A 21,309-nucleotide genomic window follows, 5' to 3' on the forward strand; every position below is an offset into this window, starting at 1 on the left:
CCCCGCCGTCCATCGCCCGCTACAGCCGGGCGATGATCGGCCGCCTTACCCTGAGCGATTTCCGCAACCATGCGGATGCGCTGATCGTGCCAGATCACGCTTTCATCCTGCTGACTGGCGACAATGGCGCGGGCAAGACCAATATATTGGAAGCGGTGTCGATGATGGCGCCGGGCCGTGGCCTGCGCGGCGCGGCGCTGGACGCGATGGCGCGGCAGGACGGACCGGGCGGCTTTGGCGTCGCTGCCGAAGTGGACGGCGTAGTGCTTGGCACCGGCGTCACGCCGCAGGCAGCGGGACGGCGGCAGGTGCGGATCGGCGGAGTGGCGGCATCGGCCAACGCGCTGGCCGACCATCTGTCGATCGTGTGGCTGACCCCGGCGATGGACCGGCTGTTCCTCGACAGCCCCGGCGGGCGGCGGCGCTTTCTGGACCGGCTGACACTGGCACTGCACCCGGCCCATGCCGGGCATAGCGCGCGTTATGATGCGGCGATGCGGGCGCGCAACCGGCTGCTCGCCGACCTGCGCCGGGCCGACCCGGCCTGGCTGACCGCGCTGGAAGCGCAGATGGACGAACATGGCAGTGCGCTGGACGCGGCCCGGCGCGATCTGGTCGATCGGCTGAACGCGCGGCTGGCCGACCAGCCCAACGCACCGTTCGCGCGCCCGCTGATCGCGATAGAGGGGGATGCCGCCGCCGCCGACACCGAACCGCTGGGGTTGCGTCTGGGCCGCGAACGGCGGCGCGACGCGGCGGCCGGGCGCACCCTGTCCGGCCCGCATCGCCACGACCTGAACGTCATTCACATCGCCAAGGATCAGCCCGCCGCGCTCTGTTCCACCGGCGAACAGAAGGCGTTGCTCCTGTCGATCCTGCTGGCCCATGCGGCGCTGGTTGCCGACCATCGCGGCCAGCCGCCGGTGCTGCTGCTGGATGAAGTCGCCGCCCATCTCGACCCGTCGCGGCGGGCCGCGCTGTTCGACCGATTGGCCGCAACCGGGGGGCAGGTGTGGATGACGGGGACAGAATCCAGTCTTTTCAGCGAATTAACATCATCGACCAGACTCACCGTAACCGCCGGCCATGTTTTTCGTTCCGCAACATAACGCACTACCGCAACGATTCATCGCCCGGCGGTTTTCAAGTCGGCCTGCGTCTGCCCTAAAGCGGCCATCGGGGTTTACCAAAAACCTAAAAGAATAAGTCGGGGTCGCAATCGCATGATCGTTGGTTTTCGGGCGCTTTTCGCAGCCACTATTCTTGCGCTCTCGACCCTGATCGTTTCGCCTGCGACCGCCGGAGTTCTCCAGTGCGCACCCTATGCCCGGCAGGTGTCCGGCATCCAGCTTTTCGGCAATGCCAACAGCTGGTGGGGTCAGGCGCAGGGCCGCTATGATCGTGGTAACGAACCCCGCGTCGGTGCCGTCCTCGCCTTCTCGTCCAGCCGTTCCATGCCCGTTGGCCATGTCGCCATGGTCAGCAAGGTGGTCAGCGATCGCGAAGTGCTGCTGACCCATGCCAACTGGTCCTATCGCGGCGGTATTGAGCGTGATGTGCGCGCGGTGGACGTGTCGGCCAACAATGACTGGTCGGACGTGCGCGTATGGTATGGCCCGATCGGCGGTCTGGGCCTGCGTTCCAACCGCGCCAACGGCTTCATCTATGCCGACGCGCCCAAGGCAATGGACAAGCCCGTGCAGATCGCATCGGCCGCCGGTATCCGCGCCGCCTTCTGATCCATCCCGACCCGTTTTCCGGTCGGTTTCCGGGCGCTTAACCTCTTCCTAAATATCCCAGTCTAGACCCGACCTCGGTGGGGCGATTCTTGTTTTTTTCAGGATCGCGCAAATGATTCGATGGTTTCGCTGGGCGGCTTTTTGCGTGCTGTCCGGCTTTATGACTGCGCCTGCTTTTTCAGCGGCGCTGCAATGCGTGCCTTATGCCCGGATCGTATCGGGCGTGGCCATTCGCGGGGATGCGCTGACCTGGTGGGAACAGGCAGAGGCAGCCTATAAGCGCGGACACACGCCCAAAAAGGGCGCAGTCCTTGCCTTCCGTCCCAACGGCCCGATGGTGCTGGGCCATGTCGCGGTGGTCAGCCGCGTGCTGGACGACCGGCGCGTGCTGATCCGCCATGCCAACTGGTCCGCCCCCGGCGCGATCGAGGAGGATGTGCTGGCGATCGACGTGTCGGACAGCGGCGACTGGAGCGAAGTGCGGGTGTGGCACAGCCCCACCGGCCAGATGGGCGCACGCACCAATCCGACCTTCGGCTTCATCTATCCGGCCAAGGCGAAGCTGCACGACTTCACGCCCGATCCGGCGCTGGGCAGCTTCATGCGTTTTGCAAAGGTCGATCCGGATATGTGGGACGGACAACAGGTTCCGCCTATGCGCCGCGCGGTGCAGCAGACCCCGCCCCTGACGCTGATGGCGCAGGCAAAGCCGGCCAAGCCCCGCCGCGCGCCCGCGCCCCGGCTGGAAGCGGACCCGTTCATCGTCGAATATGCCGACAATGCCCCATCGCAGCGCACGCTGAGCGCGATCATCGCCGACGTGAAGCGTGAGACGATGATGAACTGAGCGCCCGCCTGGAAGATCGGCGGGCGCGCCGACGCTTATTCGGCGTCGGTGGGCTTTTCTGCTTCGGCCTCTTGCGCCGGGTTTTCGAACCAGGCTTCGACCGGGCCGGTCAGCTTGATCGTCAGCGGGTTGCCATGGCGATCGCGGCTCTTGCCCGCAGCGACGCGAATCCAGCCCTCGGACATGGAATATTCTTCCACATCGGTGCGCACCCCGTCCTTGAAACGGATACCGATGCCGCGTTGCAGGACGTCCATGTTGAAATGGGGGCTGCGCGGGTTGGTGGAAAGCCGGTCGGGGGGGGTGTCGCTCATGATGAAAATCCCTGTAAAGTTGCCGCTGCGCCTACTCTTTTGCCCGTCGCCCCGTCAACCACCCGCTCAACCACCCCGCGCGCCGTCGACATCGCAGAATATGCGGCGGATGACGCCGTCATTCACCCATGCGGCAAAACGCCCCTCCGCATCGGCCAGGCTGGCGAAGGGATAGGCAACGGGCCGGTCGTCCACCGCGCGGCTGGCCGCGACCAGGCGGGCCATGGCGTCGGGCGCGGTCGTCAATATCCGCCCGCGCCGGTCGGTCGATGCGCTGTTGACGCCCACGACATGCCCGTCCTCGGCAAAAATCGGCCCGCCGCTGATCCCCGACAATGTGCCGTCGCCATCGGGTAGGCGGTTGCGTTCGGCCCATGCCAGCACTGGCTGGGTCAGGTCGCTGCGCCCCCGCCGGGCGCTGGCTTCCCCGATCAGTTCCGATACCACCAGCGTGGGTCGTCCGGCCGGAAAGCCCATATGATAGCCCAGCGATCCGAGTGCAGGGGGCCGGGCGGACAAGGGCAGCGCGCTGTCGCTGGCCAGCCCGTCGCGCACCATCGCCGCGTCCGCCTCCCGGCTTTCGATCACCTGGGACACGGGCCGGGCAAAGCCGCCATCGTCCAGCCCGATGCGGGCGCAGCCATGGGTAACATGTTCAGCGGTCAGCCATGCGCCGTCGCGATCGACCGCAAAGGCCGTTCCCATCGAATCGGCCGGGCCACCGGGGCGATCCTCTATGACGAATTGTTCGTCGCTCCATTGCGGCAGCGGGCGGCGGGGCGAGCGCGGGTCGAATGTTTCCACGTCCAGCGGCGGCACCGGCGCACCCTGCCCGAACCAGGCGAGCAGCAACAGGCCGCCCAGCGCAAAGGGAAGGCAGCCACAGCCGCCACGCGCCACGGGACTTACCCGGCCACGGCGGCGGCGGTCAGGCAGGCGATCGCTGCCTTCATCATCGCCAGAAAGATCGCGGCGGACCGCTCGTTCGCTTCGATCCGGCCGGACAGTGAACCGAGCAGGAAATCGACGAAGCGAAAGGCAATGAGTTGCAGGACCAAAGTGACGCTGCCCCAGATGACGATGTCCCACACATTGACTGACCCGGCCAGGCACAGCGCCAGCGGCACCGCCAGCCCGATCGCCGCGCCGCCCAGCGAAATGGCCGCCGCTTCATTGCCCGCGCGGATCAGGGCAAATTCGTCATGCGGGGTGATCCACAGATAGATGGCCAGCGCCGCCAGCCACACCAAAGTCGCGCTGCCCAGATGGAGCAGCAGGATGGGAAGGCCTGACAACAGGCTTTGGATTACGGGCATGGGATCGGTCATGCCCCCTCAAATGCCGCAACCCGCCCCAAGGTTCAATCGGGACGGGCCGCGGATGATATTTGTCAGCGACAGATGCGCACGCGCACGTCGCGGTCGCGATACCGATCATAGCGCCACTCGGTCCAGCAACGCTGGCGATAGCCCCTGTTGCCGCGCCAGTCGCGCCGGTCGCCGCGCCAGTGACGGCGATTGTCCCAACGGCGATCCCAGCCCCGATCATTGTCCCAGCGGCGATGATCGGACCTGTAATGCCGGTCGCCGCGCCAGCCGCCGTAATTCTGCGCCTGCGCCGGGACCGCGCCGCTCAGGCCCGCAATCGCCAGACTGGCCAGCGCCGCCGCTTTCCACACCAATTTCATCATGTCTCTCCTCATGCGGGCTTCGCCAGTGGATGGCGAAACCATGGAGGGAAGATGACCCGGCTCGACTGAACCGACCGCGAACGCCGTTGTAAGCGGGCGTTCAGTCAACGACCGCGCAGGTCCGCCTCGGCCTGCTGCATATAATCGCGGGTGATGGGCAGGGTCCGGCGGTCGCGGGCATATTGGACCTGATAATTGACCATGCCGCCATGTTCGAACACTGTCGCCGCGCCCGCCAGATAGAAAGTCCACAGGCGAAAAAAACGCTCGTCATACAGGGCGATAATGTCCGCCCGGCGCGCCATCGCCCGTTTATACCATTGGCGAATCGTCAGGGCATAATGCAGCCGCAGCACCTCTACATCGGTGACCATCAACCGCGTGCCTTCGCTGCCCGCCACCATTTCCGACAGAGCCGGGATGTAGCCGCCGGGGAAGATATATTTCTGCGTGAAGGCGTCGGTCACGCCCGGTCCGCCCATCCGGCCGATCGTGTGGACCAGCATCACGCCATCGGGGGTCAGCAGGTCGTGGCACTGGTTGAAGAAGACGCGGTAATCGGCGGTGCCGACATGTTCGAACATGCCCACCGACACGATCCGGTCGAACGGCCCGGTCATGTCGCGATAGTCGATCAGTTCGAACCGCACATGGTCGGCGACGCCGGCTTCCTCCGCCCGTTGGCGCGCGACCTTCAGCTGTTCTTCGGACAAGGTGATGCCGGTGACGTCCACGCCGCAGGTGCGGTGCAGATACAGCGCCATCCCGCCCCAGCCGCAACCAATGTCCAGCACCTTCATGCCCGGCGTCAGGTGCAGCTTGGCGGCGATATGCGCCTTCTTGTCCTCCTGCGCCTGATCCAGGCCGATGCCCGCTTCATCGTCGGCGTCGGGCCAGTAGGCGCAGCTATATTGGCGGTCGCGGTCCAGAAACAGGGCGTAGAGCGCGCCCGACAGGTCGTAATGATGGGCGACATTCGCTTTCGCCCGCGCGCGGTGGTTGGCCTGCCACAATTTCTGGCGCGCCGCCTTGAACCCGCGTGTCAGCACGCCCTTCGCATCGATCGACCGGCCGCTTTCCCACGGATTGTTGGCGCGGATCATGGACACCAGTTCCATGATGCCGCCACCCTCTACACTCACGCGCCCGTCGATCCACGCTTCCGCCATGCCAAGGCGCGGGTCGCGCATGATGTCGAAAGCGACTCGCCCGTCATGCAGCCGCAGCGCCAGGTCGGAAAAGGCGAGATCGGAGCGGCCCACTGTAAAATGCCTGCCATCCGGGGTAAAGAAGGTGATCTGGCCGCGTGTGACCAGTCGCCGGACTATCCGCTCGAACACTGTCATGCCGACATTTTGTCAGGCGGACAGGCGCAGGTCAAATACCGGCATACCAGTCATAATCGGCATGATCTTCCCAAAAGCCGCCCTTGCCGCGCCCGATGCCGTCCAGCGTGGCGACTGCCTCTATCCCCATCAGATATTTGGCGTGCTTATAGCCCAATTGCCGTTCGACCCGCAGGCGCAGCGGCGCGCCGTTGGCGACGCTCAAGGGGCGATCGTTGAGCGCGAAGGCCAGGATCGTCTGCGGATGGAAAGCATCGATCAGGTCGATGCTTTCATAATAGGGCCGCCCGCCGCCCATATCATCGGCGCAGCGAAAGACGATGTAGCGCGCGTCCTGCCGCATCCCCGCCGCGTTCAGGATGGTGGCGAGCGGCACGCCGCGCCACTTGCCGATCGCGCTCCACCCTTCGACGCAGTCGTGCCGGGTGATCTGCTGACGGTGCGGCATCGCCTGCAATTGCGACAGCGAGATGGACAATGGGTTGCGAAAAAGCCCGCTGACCTGCAAGCGCCAGTCGGCAAAGCCGTTGCGCCATAACCCCTTATATTCAGGCGTATTGGGGTTCGAAGTGCCATTGGCGCGAAAGGTCGGCGACATCTGGTCGGGGCGAAATTCCTGCGCCAGCGCGTCGCGCGCCATCAGGCTGCGCTGCGCCCATTTGTGGAAATTTTCCGCCGAGAACAAAGCCTCGCGAAAGGACGCATGGGTGGCGAGCCGATCGCACCCCGCCAGCGTCGCGGTAGCCCCCAGCAACAAGGTGCGGCGGGTCAGGATCATGGCCGTTCCTCCGGCAGGCGGAAGCGGCCAGTTATCATCGACCGCACCTCATTAACCGGCCCGGCGAGCAGCACCATGGCGATATGAATGATGAAAAAGGCGATCAGCGCAAAGGCGGCGATGAAGTGGAGCGAGCGAGCCGATTGCCGCCCGCCAAACAGGTCCGCCAGCCAGGGCCAGGCCGCATTCATGCCCGGCGCCATGGTGAGGCCAGTGAAGATAAGCAGTGGCAGAAGCAGGAAAATCACCCCGATATACGCTCCCTTTTGCAGGACGTTATAGCGCAGCGCCGCAGCACCCGTGGGAAAGCGTAGCCGGGCATGGTCCTTGATATCCTGCCAGATATGGCGCGGGGTGACATCGGCGCGGGTCAGCGCCAGATCGCGGACGATATGGCGATTGCCAAGGCTCCAGAGCATATAGGCGAGCAACGCGAAGGCAAAGATCGGCGCGGCGGCCAGATGCCAGTGCCGCGACATCGCCAGACTATAATGCGCAGGCAGGGTCAGCCAGCCGGGGAAACGATCCAGCTCCAGCCAGGCATGATCGAAATTCGCGCCATAGACGCCCCAATAAAGGCGCGGGTGCGCGTTGAAGATGCCAAGGCCGCTGGTGAACAGGATATAGAGCAGCAGCGCGTTCAGCCAATGCCATAGCCGCGTCGACAGCCGGTGCCGCCTGACCATCATGCCCACCGGCGCGGCGGGTCGTAGGGCGACGGGCGGCGGGCCGCCATCTTCCGTGCTGCTGTCCATCGCACCATCCTACGCGATCGGCGCGGATATGCCAGCACCACCATCGGGCAAACGCCATTGTCACCAATTTGCAACATTGCGCTGAAATCATTTGAAATAAACATCCACCCCCTTTGCAAAGGAAAAGAGCGACCCTAGATGAGCGTTGCGAGATGTTGATGCACATCAAGCCCATGGATACTCCTGATAAGGGAGACAATGGATCGCAGGAGTCATGTATTTTTGGATGATTTCCTTGCATCTAACCTGAACGCCAGATGAATTTACAATAACTGGCTACAAGAAAAATAACGAGGACTTTATGAAAACTGTGATTTTCGCTGCGATTGCTGCTGCCTGCGTTTCGGCCCCCGCTTTCGCTCAGGACGCTGCGCCCTTTACCGGGCCGCGCGCAGGCGTGACCATGGGCTATGACAAGTTCGATGGCGAAGAAGGCTTTTCCTACGGCGTGACCGCCGGCTACGATCTGGCGCTGGCCCCCCGCGTCACCGGCGGCGTGGAAGTCAGCCTGGGCGATTCGACCGTCGATGGCGCTGGCTTCGACGCCAGCCGTGATCTGGCCGCATCGTTGCGCCTTGGCTTTGTCGCCACCCCGCGCGTGCTGGCATTCGGCAAGGTCGGCTATGCGTCCTCGCGCGTCGAAGCGCTCGGCACCGGCTCCGCGTTCGAAGGCGTCCGTTTCGGCGGCGGTCTGGAATTTGCCGCCACGCCCAACACCTATATTTCGGCCGAATATCAGCGCACCGAATATGAACAGAATATCGGTGGCCGCGATGCTGCCGTCGTCGGTGTCGGCTTCCGCTTCTGATCCTTTCGGGTCGCACGGAACATAAGGAAAGGGCGGTCCATGCGGGCCGCCCTTTTTGCGTCATGGCAGGGGTTGAAGGTCCGGCGCGATCCAGCCGCGCCGCGCGGGCGCAGCCATCAGCGTGGCGCGCGACCAATAGGCAAATAGCCAATCCTTGTCGCCCAGCGGCGAATGATTCAGCGCGGCCAGCGCCGACGCAGGCGTCACGTCGGCAGGCAAGGTGGCGATCAGCGCGCGGGCCATATGCAGCGACGCCTGCGTGATCGTTTCGTGATAGCCGCTGCTGTCGCTGTTCACGCCGCCCACACTCTCATTATAGCGGCGGATCATGGCGGGCATGACGCTTTCCGGGCGCGGATCGGGACACCGCAGGATCAGCCAGAGCGCCGTGGCAAAATGAGCGGCGTGGGTCCATTGCGCCTTGGGCAGGGTGCAGGCGCGGAAGCGGGCAGCGAGATGTTCGATGTCTGCGTCGGTCATGGCGTTGCTCCCGGCATCGAGACAATCCCGCCCCTGTGGGCAAGGCTATCGCATATAAAAATGTCTTCTCTTTCAATCGTCATGCTGAACTCGTTTCAGCATCCATTTCTCGTTACGGGCGGCGGCTTTTTGGGCAAAATGGATCCTGAACTAAATTCAGGATGACGCTGAGGCTTGGCGAAAAGTCATATATGATTGCCCTCCCCTTGCAGGAGAGGATTTCGCACTCAGCCCAGCGCCGCCTGCTTTTCCGCCGCTAGCCGGTCCATCTCGGCGCGGCTTTTCTTTTCGCTGGCCGACTTCAACTGGCCGCACGCCGCCATGATGTCGCGCCCGCGCGGGGTGCGGACGGGGGCGGAAATGCCGCCTTCGAACACGATGGAGCTGAATGCGCGGATCCTGTCCGGCGTCGAGCATTCATAGTCGGTGCCGGGCCAGGGGTTGAACGGGATCAGGTTCACCTTGGCCGGCAGCTTATATTTGCGGATCAGGCGCACCAGTTCACGGGCATCGTCGTCGCTGTCATTCTTGTCGCGGATCATGACATATTCAAACGTGATGCGGCGCGCATTGCTGGCCTTGGGATAGTCGGCACACGCTGCCAGCAGCTCCTCTATCCCATATTTCTTGTTGAGCGGGACCAGCTCGTCGCGCACTTCCTTGGTCACGGCATGGAGCGAAACGGCCAGGTTCACGCCGATTTCCTCGCTCGCCCGCGCCATCATCGGGATAACGCCGCTGGTCGACAGCGTGATGCGGCGGCGCGACAGGGCCAGGCCATCGCCGTCCATCACGATTTTCAGCGCATCGCGGACATGCTCGAAATTATAGAGCGGCTCGCCCATGCCCATCATGACGATGTTGGTCAGCATCCGCCCGTCAGGCGAATATTGCGGCGCGTCCTCATCCTCATCATCCTGCACCGCCGCCGCGCTGCCCATATTTCCCTTGGGCCATTCGCCCAGCGCGTCGCGCGCCAGCATCACCTGACCCACGATTTCGCCGGGCGTCAGGTTACGGACCAGCCGCATCGTGCCAGTGTGGCAAAAACGGCAATTGAGCGTGCAGCCGACCTGGCTGGACACGCACAGCGTGCCGCGATCCGCATCGGGGATGAACACCATCTCATAATCCTGCCCGTCGTCGGACCGCAGCAGCCATTTGCGCGTGCCATCGGTCGACACCTGCGCCTCGACTACTTCCGGGCGTCCCACGACGAAACGTTCGGCCATCCAGCCACGCATCGGCTTGGCCAGATCCGTCATTGCCTCGAAATCGGTTTCGCCGCGATGATAAAGCCAGTGGAACAATTGCTTGGAGCGCAGCTTGGCCGCCTTCACGTCCAGCCCCGCCTCCTCCAGCACGCCCTTGATCTGCGGGCGCGACAGGCCCAGCAAGTCAGTGCGGCCATCGGCGCGCGGAGTGACCGCGCGCGGCACAGGCACAGGGTCGATAAGGCCGGGAATCGGCATGAGAGGCGTGGCGGCTGATTGCATGACCGCGCACATAGTCGATTTTGGCGAAATTACAAAGTGGCGTGCATTCACCGCACCCGCGCGCAACCCAGCGCCGCTGCGTCGATCGCCGTGGCTGCGCCGCGCAGGGCGTAGCTGTCAGCAAAGGCACGTCCGTCGGTGCCGATGGTGGCCACGCTCATGCTGCTGGCCGATCGCATGGCCGCCACGATCGCCGCGTCGCCGCGCGGGTCGGCGGCCCATACATCGCGCTGCCCCGCGACCAGCGCGAAACGGCGTTCGCCAACGCTCAGCGTCACGGGCGCCCTGGCGGCGCGGGCGCGGCTGAGGCGCAGATGGACCTGCCCCCGCACCTTTTGGCGCGGCCAGGTGCCGACACCGGCGAAAGCCCCGTCTGCCCGTTGCCCCGTGCGGGCGGCAGGGCGGGCAATGGCGTAGCAGCGCGGCCCGTTCTGACCGGCGGGGGGATCGCGAAACGCGCCCCATTGTTCGAACATGCCCAATGAATCCCGCGCCATGGCAGGCATGGGGACCAGCAATATGAGGGTCAGGAAGGCAATCGCGCGGCGCATGGGCCATGGCAAAGCGCACCCTGTCCCGTTTTGCAAGCGCGCTTGCATCGGAAAGCGCCAGCGAGTGCTTGCCCATGCCGCAACAGCGGTTATGAAGAACCATCCATCATTGTCGCCCGGATTCGACCGCATCCGGGCCATTGCAGAAAAAGAAACGGACAGAACAGGGACATGAAGGCCACCATCGAACGCGCAACGCTCCTCAAGAGCCTGAGCCACGTCCAGTCGGTGGTCGAGCGGCGCAACACGATTCCGATCCTGTCCAACGTGCTGATCGAAGCATCGGCGGACGGCGCGATCAAGCTGATGGCGACCGATCTCGACCTCCAGATCGTCGAAAGCGTGTCGGCGCAGGTGGAACAAGCCGGGGCCACGACCATTTCGGCCCACACCCTGTTCGACATCGCGCGCAAACTGCCCGAAGGCAGCCAGGTGTCGCTGATCGCGGCTGAAGGCAAGATGCTGATTCAGGCGGGGCGTGCGCGCTTCAACCTGTCCACTCTGCCGCGTGACGATTTCCCGGTGATTGCCGAGGGCGACCTGCCCACCCGGTTCGAATTGCCCGCCGAAACGCTGAAGCAGATAATCGACAAGACGCGCTTTGCGATCTCGACCGAAGAAACGCGCTATTATCTGAACGGCATCTATGTCCATGTCGCCGACGATGGCCAGCCCGTGCTGCGCGCGGCCGCGACCGACGGCCATCGCCTGGCGCGCATGACTGTCCCCCGGCCCGATGGCGCGGACGGGATGCCCGGCATCATCATCCCGCGCAAATGTATCGCCGAACTGCGCAAGCTGCTCGACGAAGTCGACGGGTCGGTGCAAATCGCCCTGTCGGCCAGCAAGATCCGCTTCGGCCTGGGCAGCGCGATCCTGACCAGCAAGCTGATCGACGGCACCTTCCCCGATTATAGCCGCGTCATCCCGACCGCGAACGACAAGCTGCTGCGGATCGACCCGCGCGGGTTCGAGGAAGGCGTGGACCGCGTCGCCACCATCGCCACGGAAAAGACCCGCGCGGTCAAGATGAGCCTGGACCGCGACAAGATCACCCTGTCGGTGACCAGCCCGGAAAATGGCACGGCGGCCGAAGAAGTGCCGGGCGCGTTCCAGGGCGAAGGCTTCGACATCGGTTTCAATGCGCGCTATCTGCTCGACATATTGGGACAGATCGACAGCGAACTGGTGGAACTGCATCTGGCCGATGCCGCCGCGCCGACGCTGATCCGCGAAAACGACCATAGCCCGGCGCTCTATGTCCTGATGCCGATGCGCGTGTAATGGCCGCGCCGCCGCGCGACTTGTCGTACTTTGCGGCAAGTCGTTACGGCTGGCGGTAATTGTCTATCAACACACATGCGCTATCGATTGGCCCATGGTTTCCCCGCGTACCCCCCTTCCTGAGAATCAATCCCGCCCCATGACCCTGATGGTCGCACTGGGACTGGCGGAAAGCGGGACGGAAGTCGCCGCGTCGTGGATTTCGGGCGCGTTCGTTCATATCGCGCGGCTGTGGCCGCTGACCCTGCTGGCCAAGATTTGCGTCGTCGCGCTGCTCGGCATTCCTTTCTATCGCGCTGGCGACGGGGAACAGGCGACGATCATGGCGCTGATGCTGCTGGTCGACGGCGCGATCATGCTGGTGCCGCGCTGGCCCTTGTTCCAGCAGCGTATGCCCCATATCCAGAACTGGCTGATGCTGCCGATGGTATTCCTGTCGGGCCTGACGTTCAGCCTGTGGCTGGGCCATGAACCGATGGCCGCGTCGGACACGATCTTTCTGGCCGCCGTGCCGGAACTGGCGGTCGCGCTGCTGGCGGTATGCCTGTTTGGCGACCGGCGGTTGATGGGCATCAGCTATTTTCTGGGCGCATTGCTGGTGTCGGTCACGGAAAAGGCAGGCATGGCGCAGATCGGCCTGCTGGTCTGCTGCGTCGGCGTCATGGCCGTGGCCACGCTGCGCCAGGCGACGGCGGACCGCGAACGGGCGATCGCGCTGCACCAACAGGATTTGCGCGCGCAACGGTCCGACCGGCTGTTGCAGGAACATGAACGCACCGGGCGCGGCTGGTTCTGGGAAACCGACCGGCATGGCTGCATCACCTATATTTCCGATACGCTGGCCAACACGCTGGATGCGCGGCCCGGCGGCATGATCGGCCGCGCGATCACCGAAATCATCCGCCCCGGCGACAAGCAGCAGGGCGATGGCGAACGGACTTTGGGCTTTCATCTGTCGGCCCGCACCGGATTTTCCGATATTCCGGTGCAGGCGGCCATGGCGAAGGAAGAACGGTGGTGGTCGATTTCCGGCCAGCCGGTGTTCAACGAATATGGCCAGTTTCACGGTTTTCGCGGGTCAGGCACCGACCTGACCGAAATGCGCCGCAGCCAGGCCGAAGTCACCCGGCTGGCGCAGTTCGATTCGCTCACGGGCCTGGCCAACCGCATCCAGATGCTGCGATCGCTGGAGCAGGCCGTGGCGGTGCGTTATGGCAAGCCGGGCGATTGCACGCTGATGATGCTGGACCTTGATCGGTTCAAGAGCGTCAACGACACGCTGGGCCATCCGGCGGGCGACGCGCTGTTGCGGCAGGTCAGCCAGCGGTTGCAGCGCGTGGTCGGCGACACTGGCCTTGTCGGGCGGCAGGGCGGCGACGAATTCAAGATATTGCTGCCGGGCCATCGCGACCCGGCGATGCTGGCGCAACTGGCGCAAAGCATCATAGAGGCCGTGGCCCAACCCTATTCGATCGAAGGGACCGCCGTCGTGATCGGCGTGTCGATCGGCGTGTCGTCCTGCCCGCAGGACGGGGTGACTGCCGACGCGCTGATCCGCAATGCGGACCTGGCGCTTTATGCCGCCAAGGGCAATGGCCGGGGCGTCCATCGTTTCTATTCGTCCGACATGCACGCCGACGCAGAAGATCGCCGTGCGCTGGAGGAAGATTTGCGGCACGCGCTGGCCGCCGATGGCCTGCATCTGGCCTATCAACCCGTGGTATCGTCCAAGACCGAGCAGATTACCGGCTATGAAGCGCTGCTGCGCTGGGTCCATCCAGTGCGCGGGTCCATTTCGCCAGCCCTGTTCATCCCGATCGCGGAAGATAGCGGGCTGATCGGCCAGATCGGCGAATGGGTGATGCGCACCGCCTGCCGCGATGCGGCGCAATGGCCCGAAGACATTCGGGTCGCGGTCAACGTATCGCCGACCCAATTTGCCAATCCCGGCTTTCCCTCAACGGTGATGAACGCGCTGGCATCGGCGCAGCTTGCGCCCGAACGGCTGGAACTGGAAATCACCGAAAGCGTGTTCCTGAACGACGATGATGGCACCGACGCCATGTTCGTGCGCTTGAAAGCGCTGGGCGTGCGGCTGGCGCTCGATGATTTCGGCACCGGCTACAGCTCGCTTGGCTATCTGAAGAAAGCGCCGTTCGACAAGATCAAGATCGACCAGAGCTTCGTGCGCGGCGCAGCGACCAAGGGCAGCCGCAACAGCGCAATCATCAAGGCGATCGTCAGCCTGGCCGAGGCGCTGGGCATGGACACGACAGCCGAAGGCGCAGAAACGCAGGACGAACTGGCGCTGATCCGCCAATTGGGGTGCAGCCATATTCAAGGCTATATCTATGGCCGCCCGATGCCCGCCGCCGACGTGCTGGCCGGCCAACGCGCCAATGGCACCGCCGCATCCGCCAACGGCTTCCAGTCCAGCCGACCGGAACGCAAGACGATGCTGCGCACGGTCGTGATCCATCATGACGGCCATCTCTACACTGGCCGGGTGCGCAATATTTCGGCCACCGGCGCGCTGATCGAAGGATTGTGGAACGTCCCGCTCGGCACGCTGTTTTCGATCGAGCTGGCCGACGGACACTCAGTCAACGCCACGGCCCGCTGGGCGAAAGACGACCGCATGGGCGTGGAATTTGCCGGAGCGATCGACATCAACGCCCTGCGCGCCGCGCCACGGGCGCTGGCGTCCTAGGGTCGGCGTCCAGGCCAACCAAAATCCGTCATTCCCGCCTGCGCAGAAACGATGCGTGAGGCATGTCTTGGGGCGAGGAGCGGAAGATAGGCTTACATCCTCCCCTTGCAGGCAGGGGAATCGCATATGGAACGCACCTTATTTTACTTCGTCATGCTGAACTCGTTTAGCTGCGCTGGCCTGCGGCTCAGCATCCATCATGCCCCCAACGCCGCTGCTTGGGACGAGAAATGGACCCTGAAACAAGTTCAGGGTGACGATGAAGGAGGAGGTGGGTTCATATGCGATAGCCCTCCCCTTGCAGGGGAGGTAGGCAGCACGAAGTGCTGACGGAGGGGTGTCACCCCATCGAGAGGGCAACACCCCCTCGCCGCCAGCACTTCGCCGCCCGCAAAGCCCTTCCCTACCCGGATTTCCTCTGATCTATCCTCTCGGATGATCCTCCACTGCCCCGCCCGGTTATCGACGCGCGCCTGTCGCGCCGATGGCGTCCACCTGTTACTTTACTGTAGCGTTCCTGTGGCGTTGATGATGCAATTGCCCGCAAAATGCCCCACGACGGTGTGAACTTCGCATCCCGCCCGGTGCCTTTGCCTTTGGCGCGGAAAGCGGTAAAGCCCGGTGCCATGACACACCCTGCTCCCAAGGACTGGATCCTGGGCATTTCGCCCTATGTTCCGGGTAAATCCGCCACCGACGATGGTCGCCCGCTCATCAAGCTGTCGGCCAATGAAAATCCGCTCGGCACCGGCGCGGCGGCGCGCGCGGCGCTGGTCGCGGCGACCGCAGACCTCGCCACCTATCCCGATCCGGGCGCAACCAGATTGCGCGAAGCGATCGGCGCGGTCCATGGGCTGGACCCCGAACAGATCATCTACGGCACCGGGTCCGACGAACTGCTGCACATCGCCGCATCCGCCTATGCCGGGCCAGGCGATGAAGTCCTCTATGTCCGCTATGGCTTTGCGGTTTATGACATTGCCGCCCGCCGCGTCGGCGCGACCCCCGTGATTGCCCCGGACAAGGATTATGCGACGGATGTCGACGCCCTGCTGGCGGCAGTGACCGAAAAAACGAAGGTCGTGTTCCTCGCCAACCCCAATAACCCGACCGGCACGATGACCAGCCGGGAGGACATTGCCCGGCTGCACGCGGGCCTGCGCCCCGACATATTGTTCGTGCTGGATCAGGCCTATGCCGAATATCTGGACGCGGGCGAAGATGATGCCGGTCTGGAACTGGCGAAAAATGCGTCGAACGTGCTGGTCACGCGCACCTTTTCCAAGATTTACGGCCTCGCCGCCGAACGGATCGGCTGGGGCTATGCCTGCCCGCAGGTCATCGACATCCTGCACCGCATCCGCGCGCCGTTCAACGTAACGACCGCCGGACAGGCCGCAGCGGTCGCGGCGATCAATGACGCCGCGTGGGTCGAATCCAGCCGCACCCATAATGCGCGCTGGCGCGAATGGCTGGCCGGCGAAGTGGCCGCGCTGTCCAACCACGGCCTGCGCGTGGTGCCGAGCAAGACCAATTTCCTGCTGATCCTGTTCGACGGCAAACTGACCGCAGAAGCCGCGATGAAGGGATTGTGGGAGGAAGGCTATGCCACCCGCTGGCTGCCCGGACAGGGGCTGCCCAACGGCCTGCGCATCACCATCGGCACCAAGGCGCAGACCCGCGCCGTGGCCGCCAAGCTGCGCGCCATGGCCGAAGCGGCCTGACGCGATGCTGCCCTTTGCCCGCATCACCATCATCGGCCTTGGCCTGATCGGCTCCTCATTGGCCCGCGCCATCCGGGCGGAGATGCCGACCGTGCGGGTGACGGGCCACGACGCCGATCCGGCGGTGCGGGAAACCGCCCGGCGCATCGACCTGTGCGACGACATCACTGACACGGCGGGGGCATCCGTCACTGACGCCGATCTGGTGATATTGTGCGTGCCGGTCCGCGCAATGGGCGTGGCAGCGGCGGAAATAGCCGATGACCTGCCCGCCGACGCGATCGTCAGCGATGTGGGATCGTGCAAGGCCGACGTGCTGGCGCAACTGTCCGCTGCGCTGCCGGGGCGCATGATCATTCCGGCGCATCCGGTGGCCGGGACCGAAAATAGCGGACCCGAAGCGGGCTTCGCCACGCTGTTCAAGGGCCGCTGGTGCATCGTTACCCCGCCCGCCGACGCCGATGCCGCAGCGGTGGAGCGCGTGTCGGAACTGTGGCGGCGCGTCGGCGCGGACGTGGAGACGATGGACCCGGCGCATCATGACCTGGTGCTGGCCGTGACCAGCCACCTGCCCCATCTGATCGCCTACACCATCGTCGGCACTGCCAGCGATCTGGAAAATGTCACTCAGTCCGAAGTGATCAAATATTCCGCCGGGGGCTTTCGCGACTTTACCCGGATTGCCGCGTCGGACCCGACCATGTGGCGCGACGTGTTCCTGGCGAACAAGGACGCCGTGCTGGAAATGCTCCAGCGTTTTTCGGAGGATCTATCCGCGCTGCAACGCGCGATCCGCTGGAATGACGGCGACGCGCTGTTCAACCTGTTCACGCACACCCGCGCGATTCGCCGGTCGATCATCGAACAGGGTCAGGACGACGCCAAACCCGACTTCGGTCGCGCTCACTGAATGAGGGCGGATGGAGGATTCAGGGCATTGATGGCCGCATGAACCCGCCGTTCGGCCTCTCGCCGGTCCAGCCCCGCCGGCACGATCTCACCGACCTTGTAGGTGATGATGCCCGATCGTTTGAGGAATTTGCCGCGCGGCGACACTCGCCCACTGTCGATGGCGATCGGCACGACCGGCAGGCCCAGCAGGCTGTACAGCCCGGCAAAACCCGCCCGCAACGGCGGAGCTTCGCCATGGGGGACACGAGTGCCTTCGGGAAAGATGCACAGCGGCCGCCCCTGCGCCAGCGCCGCCTGCGCCGCACTGCGCAAGGTCCGCATCGCACTGGCCCCGGCGGCGCGTTCGATGGGGATCAGGCCATAGTTGCGGGCAACGGCACCCCACAGCGGCAGGTCGAACAATTCCCGCTTCGCTGCGATGACCGGGCGGTTGAACAGGGTGATGATATCGATCGTCTCGAACATGGATTCATGCTTGGCGATGTAGAGATAGGGACCGATCGGCAAGTCGCCGACGATTTGCACCTTCTGCCCCAGCAGCCAGCGGGCGCAGCGGCGGTGATAGCGACTCCACCCCGCGGCGATCGGCAGCACGGCGGACGGCACGACTTTCCCCCACAGCAAAGCGGCCAGCACGAAGAACAGGCTGCCGGTGTAGAAGGCCAGCGAAAAAGCGACGGAACGCAGCAAAGTGATCATTCAGATGCCGATCAGCGCCGCAGCCCGGCGCAAAAGATATTTATTATATTCCCGCGCCAGCATGGTCAGGCTGGGACGACTTGGCACCGCGTCATAGAAGATCGCGACCCCGCCCGGCAAGGTTTGCCGCAGCTCCAGCGCGGCGCGGCGCATATGCCAGTCGGTGGTGATCAGGCGCACCGTCTTATAGTCACGCCGTTCGAGCCAGCGTGCCGTCTCTATCGCGTTGGACCGGGTGTCGATCGCTTCGCGACCCAGCGTGATGCAGCAAGTGAACAGGCTCTCGGGCGTCTTATATTCCACCGCCAGTTCGGACGGGCGCACCGCCCGGTCGACGCCGGAAATCAGCATCCGCTTGGCCGCCTTATCCTCCAGCAAGGCGATACCCCGGTCGATCCGCCCCGCCCCGCCGGTCAGCACGACAATGGCGTCGGTGCGGCGACCATCGAGCGGCTGGGGCAGGAATATCGCGAACCAGACGAAGCCGAGCATCCAGCCCAGCAGCGACAGGGCCAGCAGCCGGATGATCACAATGCGCGTCCCAACGCACGCAACACCGTCCAGCGCGCCGCCAATGTCGCCAGCCCAACCCCCGCGACCGGCAGCAGCGCGAGCAGCAGCCAGCCGGTCCAACTCAGGTCGACCGCACCCAGCAGTTCCGATCCCGTCGCCGCCAGCCGCAGGCCGATCAGCAGGATCACCAGCACCGCAAAGGCAAAGCCCAGCGCCCCGCCGACCATCGCATCCAGCCCGATCCGCCGCTGGAACAGCCGGGCAATCTGCACGTCCGTCGATCCCATCAGGTGCAATACGTCGATGGTCGTGCGATGGCTGTCATGCGCGCCGCGCGCCGCCAGCACGACCACGGAAGCGGTAGCAAGCGTCATCAGCAACACCACGCCGACGGCCAGCCATCCCAGCGCGGACAGCAGCCCGGCGAGCGGCAGGAGGAAAGCGGCATGGGGTTCGATCCGCAGCTTGGGCGACAGGCCCGTCAGCAGGCGGCGCAGATGCGCGACCTTCGCTTCGGCATTTCCCGGCGACAGGCTGACGTCGATCAGCGCGGGAACGGGCAGGTCGCCGCTGACCGCATCCTCGCCCAGCCAGGGACGCAACTGGTCGGCCAGCGCAACAGGATCGACAGCGGTGGCGGCGCGCACGCCGTCCGCGCCGCGCAACACCGACAGGACACGCGCAGCCAAGCGATCGCGCAATTGGGCGTCGGCCTCCACCACCTGCACGCTGGCCCGTCCGGCCAGGTCCGCGCTCATGGCACGAACCGCTGCGCCGATGCCAAGACCAGCGGCGGCGGCCAATATGGTCAGGAACATCATGATGGCGATGATCCACGGCATCGGTCCTGCGCCGCGTCCGCCGGGCAGCAGGCGATGGCGCGCGGCGGCCGCAGCGCGGCGATCGGCGGACGCCGCCATCACTCGTTCCCCTGGCCGCGCGGCGGATAGCGCAGCGACCCGGTGGGATCGGCCAGCCGCCCCTTGTCCAGCCGCATCATCTGCGCGCCCGTCACCTGTGCCATCAGCGGCAGATCATGGGTAGCAACGACGATGGTGGTGCCAAGGCGATTGAGCGCTTCGAACAGAGTCATCAGGCGGCGGGCCATGTCCGCATCGACATTGCCGGTCGGTTCGTCGGCCACCAATATTTCGGGCCGACCAATCACCGCTCGGGCAATGGCAACGCGCTGCTGCTCTCCGCCCGACAGGGTGGCGGGACGCGCCTGGCCCCGATCGCCCAACCCTACCCAGTTGAGCATTTCACTGACCGGGGCGTCAATCTCGCTCTCCTGCATCCCCGATACGCGCAGCGGCAGAGCGATATTGTCATAAGCCGACAGATGCGGGACCAGCCGGAAATCCTGAAACACCACGCCGATGCGGCGGCGAAAGCCGGGCAGGCGTTTGCGGGGCAAAGTCACGACATCTTCGCCGAACAGACGGATGACGCCGCGACTGGGCCGCTGGGCCAGATAAAGCAATTTGAGCAAGGAAGTCTTGCCCGCGCCCGATGCGCCCGTCAGAAAATAGAAGCCGCCCCCGTTCAGCGAAAAGCTGACATCGGTCAGCGTTTCACTGTCGAGGCCATAGCGCAGGCCGACATTTTCAAACTGGACGATGGCCGACATGTCAGATTGATGGCGCCCGATAGCGCTCCCTGCTTCCCCGAAACCACAGCCATGGCACAGCGGGCAGGCCGCCGTAAAGCCTGCGAGTCGCAATGGATTGGCGGCAATGCGCGTTGACCGCTTGCGCGCGAGTCCCTGCCATGCCTATGAAGCATCATGATCCTGGTCTGCCCCAATTGCGCGACGCGCTATGTTGTGCCGGACAGCGCAGTCGGCGCGAATGGCCGTCAGGTGCGCTGTGCATCGTGCAAGCATAGCTGGTTCCAGGAACCAGCGACTCTGCCCGTGCGCGATGCAGTGCCGCCCGTCACTGCGCCCCCGCCTGTCGAACCTGCCCCTCCACCACCGGAGCCGGAGCCGGTCGTTGCCCCGCCTGCGCCGGAGCCGGAGCCGGAGCCAGCAGCGCCCGATCCCGTGGTCGCACAGGACGCGCCGGACGACGCGCTGCTATTTTCGCCGCCCCCCGCCGACGCACCGCCGATCGCGGCCCCGGCGGCCCATCGGTTCGACGACATTTATGCAGGCGCGCCGGTCGATACCGATGCCGAGAGCCGTTTCGACCCCGCTCCGCCGTTCAAGCCGCGCCGCAATCCGCTCAAGCTATGGACATGGGCAGCGGTCATCTTCGCGTTGCTGGTCGCGGCGGCGGGCGGTGCGCTGCATTATTTCGGTGCGCCCGGCTGGGCGATCAATCTGGGGCTGGTCGCCGAGGAAGGCGAACCAGACCTGCTATTCTATCTGTCCAAGCCCGCCGAGCGGCGCAAGTTGCCGACGGGCGAGGAATATTTCGCGTTCGGGGCGCGGATCGTCAACAGCGGGACGCAGGCGTTGCCGGTGCCGCCGGTGCTGGTGCAATTGCGCGACCGGCAGAACCGGCTGGTATTCAGCTGGACCACCAAGGCGGACAAGGCGCGGCTGAAACCGGGCGAGGAAGCATCGATCAACGAAAGCCGGATCGACATTCCCAAAAATGCCGAAAATCTGTCGCTGGCCTTCGTGCAATAGCAGTAAGCCAGCAGGCAGGCATGATGCC

General features: G+C 64.7%; 23 protein-coding genes. 9 read left to right on the forward strand and 14 right to left on the reverse strand.

Going from position 1 to position 21,309, the window contains the following annotated elements; translation table 11 throughout:
- Positions 1-32 precede the first annotated feature (32 nt).
- The 3 genes from recF (at position 33) to SPBM01_RS11765 (ending at position 2,586) form a co-directional block, all read left to right on the forward strand.
- Entirely contained in the window at positions 33-1,109 is a 1,077-nt protein-coding gene (recF, locus tag SPBM01_RS11755; protein WP_188062003.1) for a DNA replication/repair protein RecF, read from the forward strand.
- A 114-nt stretch (positions 1,110-1,223) separates the two neighbouring features.
- The gene (locus SPBM01_RS11760) at positions 1,224-1,739 is read left to right on the forward strand and encodes a CHAP domain-containing protein (RefSeq protein ID WP_188062004.1); all 516 of its coding nucleotides are present in this window, start codon (positions 1,224-1,226) and stop codon (positions 1,737-1,739) included.
- Positions 1,740-1,851: 112 nt separating this feature from the next.
- Entirely contained in the window at positions 1,852-2,586 is a 735-nt protein-coding gene (locus SPBM01_RS11765; protein WP_188062005.1) for a CHAP domain-containing protein, read from the forward strand.
- Positions 2,587-2,621: 35 nt separating this feature from the next.
- Here SPBM01_RS11765 and SPBM01_RS11770 read toward each other — a convergent pair whose 3' ends face one another.
- The 7 genes from SPBM01_RS11770 to SPBM01_RS11800 form a co-directional block, all read right to left on the reverse strand.
- Positions 2,622-2,900 (reverse strand): DUF3297 family protein, encoded by a 279-nt coding sequence (locus SPBM01_RS11770; RefSeq protein ID WP_188062006.1) that lies wholly within the window; start codon positions 2,898-2,900, stop codon positions 2,622-2,624.
- Positions 2,901-2,966: 66 nt separating this feature from the next.
- Positions 2,967-3,800, reverse strand: a complete 834-nt coding sequence (locus SPBM01_RS11775; protein WP_188062007.1) for a serine protease — start codon at positions 3,798-3,800, stop codon at positions 2,967-2,969.
- Between the two features lie 5 nt (positions 3,801-3,805).
- Positions 3,806-4,228 (reverse strand): DUF350 domain-containing protein, encoded by a 423-nt coding sequence (locus tag SPBM01_RS11780; protein WP_188062008.1) that lies wholly within the window; start codon positions 4,226-4,228, stop codon positions 3,806-3,808.
- A 62-nt stretch (positions 4,229-4,290) separates the two neighbouring features.
- Entirely contained in the window at positions 4,291-4,587 is a 297-nt protein-coding gene (locus SPBM01_RS11785) for a hypothetical protein (protein ID WP_188065686.1), read from the reverse strand.
- Positions 4,588-4,694: 107 nt separating this feature from the next.
- The gene (locus SPBM01_RS11790; RefSeq protein ID WP_188062009.1) at positions 4,695-5,936 is read right to left on the reverse strand and encodes an SAM-dependent methyltransferase; all 1,242 of its coding nucleotides are present in this window, start codon (positions 5,934-5,936) and stop codon (positions 4,695-4,697) included.
- A 31-nt stretch (positions 5,937-5,967) separates the two neighbouring features.
- A complete protein-coding gene (locus SPBM01_RS11795) occupies positions 5,968-6,714 on the reverse strand; it encodes a molybdopterin-binding protein (protein ID WP_188062010.1) in 747 nt (248 codons plus the stop codon).
- A complete protein-coding gene (locus tag SPBM01_RS11800) occupies positions 6,711-7,400 on the reverse strand; it encodes a cytochrome b/b6 domain-containing protein (RefSeq protein ID WP_188065687.1) in 690 nt (229 codons plus the stop codon). The genes SPBM01_RS11795 and SPBM01_RS11800 overlap by 4 nt, the downstream gene beginning before the upstream one ends.
- A gap of 370 nt (positions 7,401-7,770) precedes the next feature.
- Between SPBM01_RS11800 and SPBM01_RS11805 the strand changes: the two genes are divergently transcribed.
- On the forward strand, positions 7,771-8,277 hold the full coding sequence (locus tag SPBM01_RS11805) for a porin family protein (RefSeq protein WP_188062011.1): 507 nt from the start codon (positions 7,771-7,773) through the stop codon (positions 8,275-8,277).
- A 60-nt stretch (positions 8,278-8,337) separates the two neighbouring features.
- On the opposite strand, the gene SPBM01_RS11810 is transcribed toward SPBM01_RS11805, so the two are convergent.
- The 3 genes from SPBM01_RS11810 to SPBM01_RS11820 all read right to left on the reverse strand — a co-directional run bounded on the left by SPBM01_RS11810 (position 8,338) and on the right by SPBM01_RS11820 (position 10,804).
- A complete protein-coding gene (locus SPBM01_RS11810) occupies positions 8,338-8,757 on the reverse strand; it encodes a hypothetical protein (protein ID WP_188062012.1) in 420 nt (139 codons plus the stop codon).
- Between the two features lie 227 nt (positions 8,758-8,984).
- Positions 8,985-10,253 carry a 23S rRNA (adenine(2503)-C(2))-methyltransferase RlmN gene (gene rlmN, locus SPBM01_RS11815; protein ID WP_188062013.1) on the reverse strand — a complete coding sequence of 423 codons (1,269 nt, stop codon included), beginning with the start codon at positions 10,251-10,253 and terminating at the stop codon, positions 8,985-8,987.
- Between the two features lie 47 nt (positions 10,254-10,300).
- Positions 10,301-10,804 (reverse strand): hypothetical protein, encoded by a 504-nt coding sequence (locus SPBM01_RS11820; protein ID WP_188062014.1) that lies wholly within the window; start codon positions 10,802-10,804, stop codon positions 10,301-10,303.
- Between the two features lie 171 nt (positions 10,805-10,975).
- On the opposite strand from SPBM01_RS11820, the gene dnaN reads away from it, so the two are divergent.
- From dnaN to SPBM01_RS11840, 4 genes are all read left to right on the forward strand, one after another.
- The gene (gene dnaN / locus SPBM01_RS11825; RefSeq protein ID WP_188062015.1) at positions 10,976-12,088 is read left to right on the forward strand and encodes a DNA polymerase III subunit beta; all 1,113 of its coding nucleotides are present in this window, start codon (positions 10,976-10,978) and stop codon (positions 12,086-12,088) included.
- A 139-nt stretch (positions 12,089-12,227) separates the two neighbouring features.
- Positions 12,228-14,798: an EAL domain-containing protein gene (locus tag SPBM01_RS11830; RefSeq protein ID WP_188062016.1), complete on the forward strand. Its 2,571-nt coding sequence runs from the start codon at positions 12,228-12,230 to the stop codon at positions 14,796-14,798.
- A 626-nt stretch (positions 14,799-15,424) separates the two neighbouring features.
- On the forward strand, positions 15,425-16,522 hold the full coding sequence (hisC, locus tag SPBM01_RS11835; RefSeq protein ID WP_188062017.1) for a histidinol-phosphate transaminase: 1,098 nt from the start codon (positions 15,425-15,427) through the stop codon (positions 16,520-16,522).
- Positions 16,523-16,526: 4 nt separating this feature from the next.
- Positions 16,527-17,432 carry a prephenate/arogenate dehydrogenase family protein gene (locus tag SPBM01_RS11840; protein ID WP_188062018.1) on the forward strand — a complete coding sequence of 302 codons (906 nt, stop codon included), beginning with the start codon at positions 16,527-16,529 and terminating at the stop codon, positions 17,430-17,432.
- On the opposite strand, the gene SPBM01_RS11845 is transcribed toward SPBM01_RS11840, so the two are convergent.
- Genes SPBM01_RS11845 through ftsE form a run of 4 tightly spaced genes read right to left on the reverse strand, consistent with a single transcriptional unit; the run spans position 17,426 to position 20,276 of the window.
- Positions 17,426-18,133: a lysophospholipid acyltransferase family protein gene (locus SPBM01_RS11845; protein WP_188062019.1), complete on the reverse strand. Its 708-nt coding sequence runs from the start codon at positions 18,131-18,133 to the stop codon at positions 17,426-17,428. The two genes, SPBM01_RS11840 and SPBM01_RS11845, sit on opposite strands and share 7 nt — an antisense overlap.
- Positions 18,134-18,664, reverse strand: a complete 531-nt coding sequence (locus tag SPBM01_RS11850; RefSeq protein ID WP_188062020.1) for a YdcF family protein — start codon at positions 18,662-18,664, stop codon at positions 18,134-18,136.
- Complete coding sequence (locus tag SPBM01_RS11855) at positions 18,661-19,566, reverse strand: cell division protein FtsX (protein WP_188062021.1); 906 nt, start codon at positions 19,564-19,566, stop codon at positions 18,661-18,663. Before SPBM01_RS11855 ends, SPBM01_RS11850 begins: the two co-directional genes overlap by 4 nt.
- Positions 19,566-20,276, reverse strand: a complete 711-nt coding sequence (gene ftsE / locus SPBM01_RS11860; RefSeq protein ID WP_188062022.1) for a cell division ATP-binding protein FtsE — start codon at positions 20,274-20,276, stop codon at positions 19,566-19,568. Before ftsE ends, SPBM01_RS11855 begins: the two co-directional genes overlap by 1 nt.
- 156 nt (positions 20,277-20,432) lie before the next feature.
- Here ftsE and SPBM01_RS11865 point away from each other — a divergent pair, with 156 nt between their 5' ends.
- Entirely contained in the window at positions 20,433-21,281 is an 849-nt protein-coding gene (locus tag SPBM01_RS11865; RefSeq protein ID WP_188062023.1) for an MJ0042-type zinc finger domain-containing protein, read from the forward strand.
- Positions 21,282-21,309 lie beyond the last annotated feature (28 nt).

The organism is Sphingobium sp. KCTC 72723, from assembly GCF_014280435.1.
GTDB lineage: Bacteria > Pseudomonadota > Alphaproteobacteria > Sphingomonadales > Sphingomonadaceae > Sphingobium.

Bases quoted from the DNA above. Each gene is read 5' to 3' on its own strand.
- SPBM01_RS11830 (WP_188062016.1), top strand. From the start codon at position 12,228: ATGACCCTGATGGTCGCACTGGGACTGGCGGAAAGCGGGACGGAAGTC.
- SPBM01_RS11845 (WP_188062019.1), bottom strand. From the start codon at position 18,133: ATGATCACTTTGCTGCGTTCCGTCGCTTTTTCGCTGGCCTTCTACACC.
- SPBM01_RS11820 (WP_188062014.1), bottom strand. From the start codon at position 10,804: ATGCGCCGCGCGATTGCCTTCCTGACCCTCATATTGCTGGTCCCCATG.
- SPBM01_RS11765 (WP_188062005.1), top strand. From the start codon at position 1,852: ATGATTCGATGGTTTCGCTGGGCGGCTTTTTGCGTGCTGTCCGGCTTT.
- ftsE (WP_188062022.1), bottom strand. From the start codon at position 20,276: ATGTCGGCCATCGTCCAGTTTGAAAATGTCGGCCTGCGCTATGGCCTC.
- SPBM01_RS11770 (WP_188062006.1), bottom strand. From the start codon at position 2,900: ATGAGCGACACCCCCCCCGACCGGCTTTCCACCAACCCGCGCAGCCCC.
- SPBM01_RS11795 (WP_188062010.1), bottom strand. From the start codon at position 6,714: ATGATCCTGACCCGCCGCACCTTGTTGCTGGGGGCTACCGCGACGCTG.
- hisC (WP_188062017.1), top strand. From the start codon at position 15,425: ATGACACACCCTGCTCCCAAGGACTGGATCCTGGGCATTTCGCCCTAT.
- SPBM01_RS11840 (WP_188062018.1), top strand. From the start codon at position 16,527: ATGCTGCCCTTTGCCCGCATCACCATCATCGGCCTTGGCCTGATCGGC.
- SPBM01_RS11855 (WP_188062021.1), bottom strand. From the start codon at position 19,566: ATGGCGGCGTCCGCCGATCGCCGCGCTGCGGCCGCCGCGCGCCATCGC.
- SPBM01_RS11805 (WP_188062011.1), top strand. From the start codon at position 7,771: ATGAAAACTGTGATTTTCGCTGCGATTGCTGCTGCCTGCGTTTCGGCC.
- SPBM01_RS11780 (WP_188062008.1), bottom strand. From the start codon at position 4,228: ATGACCGATCCCATGCCCGTAATCCAAAGCCTGTTGTCAGGCCTTCCC.
- rlmN (WP_188062013.1), bottom strand. From the start codon at position 10,253: ATGCAATCAGCCGCCACGCCTCTCATGCCGATTCCCGGCCTTATCGAC.
- SPBM01_RS11800 (WP_188065687.1), bottom strand. From the start codon at position 7,400: ATGGTCAGGCGGCACCGGCTGTCGACGCGGCTATGGCATTGGCTGAAC.
- dnaN (WP_188062015.1), top strand. From the start codon at position 10,976: ATGAAGGCCACCATCGAACGCGCAACGCTCCTCAAGAGCCTGAGCCAC.
- SPBM01_RS11810 (WP_188062012.1), bottom strand. From the start codon at position 8,757: ATGACCGACGCAGACATCGAACATCTCGCTGCCCGCTTCCGCGCCTGC.
- SPBM01_RS11865 (WP_188062023.1), top strand. From the start codon at position 20,433: ATGATCCTGGTCTGCCCCAATTGCGCGACGCGCTATGTTGTGCCGGAC.
- SPBM01_RS11785 (WP_188065686.1), bottom strand. From the start codon at position 4,587: ATGAAATTGGTGTGGAAAGCGGCGGCGCTGGCCAGTCTGGCGATTGCG.
- recF (WP_188062003.1), top strand. From the start codon at position 33: ATGATCGGCCGCCTTACCCTGAGCGATTTCCGCAACCATGCGGATGCG.
- SPBM01_RS11790 (WP_188062009.1), bottom strand. From the start codon at position 5,936: ATGACAGTGTTCGAGCGGATAGTCCGGCGACTGGTCACACGCGGCCAG.
- SPBM01_RS11760 (WP_188062004.1), top strand. From the start codon at position 1,224: ATGATCGTTGGTTTTCGGGCGCTTTTCGCAGCCACTATTCTTGCGCTC.